Below are 3,217 nucleotides of genomic sequence, written 5' to 3'. Positions count from 1 at the left end.
AGTCACCCGATGACGAGCTTGGTGAATCGGTCTGAGCCACTGCCCACCCTACATCTTCTACATCTCCAACCTCGAACCTTCAACCTCGAACCTTCAACCTTCAACCTTCAACCTTCAACCTTCAACTGAGCCTTTACTATTGCGTCAAGCGCGTCATAACCTTATTGGACCGTTCCACAAACGCCTTCATGCCTTCGGCATCAAAGCCTTTCTGAGCCATCAGTGCCAGGTCATAGACATGCTGACAAATCATGCTAGCCAATTCCGCTGAGGGAGACTGACCGCCACTCTGAATAATACTGCCTTGACTGAGGTTGACTAGATTCTGAATCAGTGGGTGGGTGGTATTGACCACTAAAATATGTTCCTCTGGAAACTGCACCGACTCCTGCTGCATCATGGCAGTCATTTCCTGTAGACGGCGCATGGCTTCCGGCAACAATACCATTGCCGGTGGGGTGCCTTGGGGGTCATCAGACTTCAGGGCTTGAGTCCGGACATTAACCTTAGGCTTATTAATCGCTTGCTCAAACAGTTCCTTAATCAGGTCAGAACGGGTTTTGTTGGTCTTCGGGTCAACAATCTCTTTTTCCTGCTCCTTATCAACAAGGGTATCATCCAAGTCTGAATCCACCCGAGAGAACTTAGCCTCTGTATATTCCCGTTCCAAGAAGCTAATGTAGTGGGTGTCGATAAAGGAGTCCATAAATAGGACTTCTAACCCTTGATTTTTGTGCAGTTCTACATAAGTGGCTTGGCTAGCCTCATCAGTGCAATAGAATACCCGATTTTCGTGATTTTCTTTATTGCGCTCTAGATACTCTTTGATGGTGGTGTAGGGTTGAGAAGAGGAAGACTTGTCCTGTTCGGTGCCCTCATCCGGGGTGACATCCTCCCAAGCATCCCCATCTTGGGATTGCACTTCTACCTTAGGGGTGTCAGTGCTTGGAGCTTCCGAACTTTCCACCGGTTGATAGGTGGTGCGGAAGATCACAATATCTTCTACTTGTTTCTTAAACTTATCGCTATTGAGGCAGCCAAACTTAACAAATGTACCCACATCTTGCCAAGAACGGATGTACTCATCCCGCTCATCCTGGTACTGTTGCTTTAAGCGATCGCCAACTTTTTTAGCAATAAAGTCACCAATCCGAGCCACTGTCCGGTCTTTGGTCAGAGCAGAACGGGAAACATTCAGGGGAATATCAGGGCTATCAATCACCCCTCGCAGTGGCATTAGGAAGTTAGGAATTACTTCTTCACAGTTGTCACTGACAAACACTTGATTACAGAAAAGCTTGATTTGCCCCTTAGTCACATCCACGTCTGGCTTCAGTTTAGGGAAATAGAGAATGCCATCAAGCAAGAAAGGATAATCTGTGTTTAGATGTACCCACAGCAAGGGTTCATCTTGGAACGGGTAAAGATAGCGATAGAACTCCAGATAGTCTTCTTTGGTCAGGTCTCTTGAGGATTTCTTCCACAGTGCCTCATGCTTGTTGATCACCTCATCTTCCAGCTTGATGGGCACTGCCATGAAATCACAGTAGGACTTCACTAGCTGACGAATCCGTGAGGGTTCTAAGTACTCCTGTTCCTCCTCTTGCATGGTGAGGGTAACAGTAGTACCCCGTTCCGTCCGCTCTGAATCCGATAGTTCAAAGGCTGGAGAACCATCACAGCTCCAATGAACGGCTGTTTCCCCTGATTTATAAGAGAGGGTATCAATTTCTACCTTCTGAGCCACCATGAAAGCAGAGTAGAAACCCAATCCGAAGTGACCGATAATCTGTTGGTCAGCTTGCTTTTGGTACTGCTGGATAAATTCTTCAGCGCTAGAAAAAGCAACTTGATTAATATACTTTTTCACCTCATCGGCAGTCATCCCAATGCCGTTATCCGAGATGGAGAGAGTTTTTTTATCCTTATCAATGGTAATTTTAATTTCCGGGTCTCCCACATCCCCGTCAATCTCCCCAGAATAAGAGACCATCTTCAACTTCTGGATGGCATCCACTGAATTGGAGATCAGCTCCCGCAAGAAGATTTCGTGATCGGTGTAGAGAGACTTCTTGATAATCGGGAAGATATTCTCAGTATGAATCGTGATTGTGCCTTGTTCCAGTACAGTCATCAGTTCTTCGCACCTCCAATTAGTTGTTTACAAGTAAGCCCGTTGAACGTTTTAGGAGTCGGACTTTTCGGGCAGTAAATTGTCCTATCCGTTTCCAATTGATATCGCTAACGGAAACCTGTTTTGCTGTCTCGCCACTCACCCAACCATGGGTTATCTTTCCGGCTTTAACAGCTTCAACGTAGTCTCCTTTACGAAAACCATGACTAGTAGTGGTTCCTCCGTATTTACGCCGCTTTCCACATGCACGAAAATTCAACAGGTGTAATTGACGACGAATTATAGGAGCACGTCTAATAACAGAAAACAAAGCGTTAGTTATATTGCAGTTTTCTGGGATACTCAATTTACCTTTACTGTGATAGTAATTCTTGCGCCGCAAGAAATGAGTAGCAGCTAAAGCTATTCCATCTATTGCATGAGTGTTGACTGTCTGCCGACTTTTGTCGGTTTTGTCTTTGACCAGTCCTAGAGCTTCCCTTTTTAGAGCAGTCTCCCAGCCTTGTTTTTGAGTGACTGGAGCTATTTTTTCTAGCTGAGATATTGACCAATATTGGCCTACCATGACAGGAGAAAAACCTTTGTCTCCTCTAGCCTTTACTACCTCATAGACAATAGCTTTTACTGGGTATAAAAGGCTAAGCTCTTTGGCCACCCTTTGCTCTAACTTGCGATTTGCTCGAATTGAAGGAGGTACCTTTTTGTTTACTCTGTTTGAGAATCGCTTTTGTCTATGAGACCTTTGAGAGTAAGGTACCCTGCGATCTATTCGACGACTTCTGCGAGTTTTTTCGGCGAAGCCGACGCTACGCGAACGCATCATTCGTCTAGTATCCATGCGTTCGCGAACCTTCTTGTATGGCAAAACTAAATGTCCCGTCCAAAGAGTGGCTTTGTTTGACTGAACAGCAATGCCAGAAAACATCTTTCCAGGGTCAATCCCAATAGCAATATCCTGAGTTTGTTCCTCAGATGGTTGGTTAACTAACTGAACAGCAAAAACATTTAGATCGTTTTGGTAAATAACAGCTAAACCTTGATTAAGCCAACGTCGAGCACGAGATGCTTTTGTAGGCATCAATA

General features: G+C 45.1%; 2 protein-coding genes. Both read right to left on the bottom strand.

The window, feature by feature from the left end; all coding sequences use genetic code 11:
- Positions 1-136: 136 nt before the first annotated feature.
- Entirely contained in the window at positions 137-2,134 is a 1,998-nt protein-coding gene (gene htpG / locus F6K20_RS30880; RefSeq protein ID WP_287251801.1) for a molecular chaperone HtpG, read from the bottom strand.
- A gap of 19 nt (positions 2,135-2,153) precedes the next feature.
- Positions 2,154-3,215 (bottom strand): RRXRR domain-containing protein, encoded by a 1,062-nt coding sequence (locus tag F6K20_RS30875; RefSeq protein ID WP_287297273.1) that lies wholly within the window; start codon positions 3,213-3,215, stop codon positions 2,154-2,156.
- Positions 3,216-3,217: the final 2 nt, after the last annotated feature.

The sequence above is a fragment of the Moorena sp. SIO2C4 genome (assembly GCF_010672485.1).
Classification (GTDB): Bacteria; Cyanobacteriota; Cyanobacteriia; order Cyanobacteriales; family Coleofasciculaceae; genus Moorena; species Moorena producens.
The sequence above is the reverse complement of the archived record's forward strand: the minus strand, read 5'-3'. Positions and strand labels throughout refer to the sequence as shown.